Source organism: Paracoccus fontiphilus (assembly GCF_017356265.1).
GTDB lineage: Bacteria > Pseudomonadota > Alphaproteobacteria > Rhodobacterales > Rhodobacteraceae > Paracoccus > Paracoccus fontiphilus.
This window is the reverse complement of record NZ_JAFNAW010000139.1, coordinates 1-2931: the sequence shown is the minus strand read 5'-3', so window position 1 is coordinate 2931 and position 2931 is coordinate 1. Positions and strand designations below refer to the sequence as shown.

At 62.1% G+C, this 2931-nt stretch carries 2 protein-coding genes and 2 pseudogenes; 2 read left to right on the top strand and 2 right to left on the bottom strand.

Annotated elements, in window-relative coordinates; genetic code table 11:
- Window positions 1–90: 90 nt before the first annotated feature.
- A pseudogene (locus J0F76_RS20355) lies at window positions 91–1525 on the top strand (IS3 family transposase); the annotation flags it as partial.
- On the opposite strand, the gene J0F76_RS20350 reads toward J0F76_RS20355, so the two are convergent.
- Window positions 1526–2044, bottom strand: a complete 519-nt coding sequence (locus J0F76_RS20350; RefSeq protein ID WP_207472273.1) for a hypothetical protein — start codon at window positions 2042–2044, stop codon at window positions 1526–1528.
- Between the two features lie 136 nt (window positions 2045–2180).
- Window positions 2181–2567 carry a sulfatase-like hydrolase/transferase gene (locus J0F76_RS20345; protein ID WP_278250463.1) on the bottom strand — a complete coding sequence of 129 codons (387 nt, stop codon included), beginning with the start codon at window positions 2565–2567 and terminating at the stop codon, window positions 2181–2183.
- 38 nt (window positions 2568–2605) lie between these two features.
- Between J0F76_RS20345 and J0F76_RS20340 the strand changes: the two are divergent.
- A pseudogene (locus J0F76_RS20340) lies at window positions 2606–2887 on the top strand (tyrosine-type recombinase/integrase); the annotation flags it as partial.
- Window positions 2888–2931: the final 44 nt, after the last annotated feature.

Here is a 2931-nt window from a genome sequence, read left to right as displayed (position 1 = left end):
CCAGAACCTGAAAGCCGCTGCCTGACATAACCCCCATGCCCGAGCTTAGCGAAGCGGCAAACTGGTCGGAAATTCCGGACCACCTCTGGGATTTCCTACGCGACGCTGGCGAAATGGCGCGCCGAGGCGCGGGCCAAGGGACGGTTTTTGCCTGATGCCTATGCCACGCCGGAGGGCTGGACCTCTCGGGACAAGCTGGCGGCGGTGATCGAGACAGCCTCGCTCAATGAACACGACCTGGGTGAATATTGCCGCCAGCGCGTTCTCTATGCCGAGCAGATCCGGACCTGGCGAGAGGCCTGCGCGCGGGCGAATGACTGGGACGAGGCCGCCACTCACCGGATCGCGCGCGAAACGCGAGACGACAAGAAGCGGATCAAGGAACTGGAGCGCGAGCTTGCGCGCAAGGAAAAGGCTCTGGCTGAGGCCGCTGCCCTCATGATCTTGCGAAAAAAGGCGGAGGCGATCTGGGGCCGCAGGGACGGAGAGGACGCATGACCTCTGTCGCGAGACGCGCCGCGAGATCCTTGCCCTGGTCGAGGCGGCCGTCACCGACGGTGCCCGGCGCGCCGCTGCCTGTGCCGAGTTGGGCTTGCATCCTCGCATGCTCGGGCGCTGGCAGGATCCGGAGGGCTCTTTGCGCGAAGATCGCCGCCCCTTTGCGGAGCGTCCGGTGCCCGCCAATCGCCTGAGCGAGGCCGAGCGGCAGTTGATCCTGGAGACCTGCAGCCTGCCCGAATTTACCAGCCTGCCGCCCAGCCAGATCGCGCCGCGCCTGGCCGATTGCGGACAGTGGATCGCCTCGGAAGCGAGCTTCTACCGGGTCTTGCGCGCCGCGGGCCAGAACCATCGCCGGGGCCGCGCCCGCCGACCGTCCAAGATGAAGCCGCCGCGCAGTTTCGAGGCCAAAGGGCCATGCCAGGTCTGGAGCTGGGACATCACCTGGCTGCCTGGCCCCATCGCGGGCCGGTTCTTCTATCTTTACCTGCTGCTCGACATCTGGAGCCGGAAGATCGTCGGCTGGGAGATCCATGAGCGGGAGACATCGGAAAATGCGGCCGCCCTGCTGGAGCGCACGATCTGAGCCGAACATTGCGTGACGCATCCCATCGTTCTGCACGCGGATAACGGCAGCCCGATGAAGGGCGCGACCATGCGGGCGACGATGGAGCGGCTTGGGGTGACGGCCTCCTTCAGCCGCCCACGGGTCAGCAATGACAATCCCTTTTCCGAGGCGCTGTTCCGGACCTGCAAATACCGGCCCGACTGGCCCGTGCGCGGCTTCGCCTCTCTCGAGGAGGCGCGGAACTGGGTTGGGGGCTTCGTGCGCTGGTATAATGGTGAGAACCATCACAGCGCGATCCGCTTCGTGACGCCCGAGGCTCGCCATCGCGGACAGGACGGTGACATCCTGCCGCAGCGCGTTCAGGTCTATGAGGCGGCTCGCGCGGCCAATCCCCAGAGATGGTCAGGCCGCACGCGCAATTGGCAGCCGATCGGCTCGGTCTGGCTGAACCCCGAGCGATCAGATCCGTGCTGCGATCACCATGGGGCCGACGACGCGCTCACCCATAAAGCTGGCGGAGGAGGCCCCATGGGCGGCGCTGAAAAACGCGCAGCCTGAAAACGAATACGGGTGACAACTACTTTGACAAACACCGTTTCCAGATACGCTGTAGTTGTCGCCGTCCTCGATGTTGATTTCCGCAATCGCACAGGTCGCGTTGCCATTGAGCCAGATCTTGCGGTTCACCTTGCCTGTGGCCGTGATTCTAATGCCAGACACGTCGCGACCAGTGTAGATGTTCACCCAATCGGCATCCGCGCCAAGGATCACGTTCTCATTGTTGCCGACCACAGAAATGACTTGCTTCCTGTATCCGGGTGCCTCTGCATAGCGAGTCCGAGGTGCGATGCTGGCATAGTTGGCGCCTGGTGGCAGGTCTGTGTCCTCGCCGCCCAGCAAGCCCACCCAAGGCGATGCCTTGGTGGCCGCCATGCCTTGTTCGACCAGCAGATAGCCGCGCTTGTCGCACTCCAGCAACAGCCCCTCTAGAGCCGGCGCAAAGCGCGGGTCTGTTTCGGGCAGCGGATCGACAAGGTGTTGGTTGTTACTGATGTCGTAGAACTCGCTCTACCCATCCTGGTACTGGATGATGCGCGTCTCGCCATCGGTGACACTAGCCGACCCATACCAAAATGTTGGCACCCAGCGGTCGGGGATGGCACTCCCCTCGATGTAGGTAGGGCCGAAGGCTGATGCCGGGGCAATGATCCATTGGGGCAAGCCCGGCATAGTCCAGAGTGGTCGGCCCGATGTCCATGTGCGACACCGGCGGGTTGATGGTCTTGGCGGTCTGCCCCGGCACATAGACCATCAAGGGAGCTCGCGCGCTTTCCTCATATATCGTGAACTTGTACCAGCTCCATCTGTCGCCGCTGTGGTAGCCATGGTCCGAATAGAGCACGACCATCGTGTTGTTGGCGTGAGGACTCGACCACAACCAGGTCAGCAGGCGGTCAACCTCAGCGGTGACATGGGTGATTGCAGACATGAAGTTGCGCAGGTTCTGACGCGTTCAGCAGTTAGTTCGCTTCAGCCGCTGCCGACGCGGGTCTGACCGACGGGAAATCGGCCCATGGCCTAAGAAAGGCCCGCGCCGAATCATTGGCTGAGGCAGGTGCGACAACTCACCAGATCGCAGCTTGGACAGGCCATGAAACTCTCGCGGAAGTGCAGCGATATGCCAAATCAGCTGACCGGAAACGGGTGCTTTCAGGACCGGAAAAGGAACAAAAATTGGAAACCGTCCAGCGACATTCAGGAAAATGGCTAGTTCCCCTAGAGCGCGTTGCGTTTAATCGGTTTCATATCCGGCGGCTTTGAAGAAATTGTAACATTCCTCATCGGTGAAAAGATCGCAGACCTGC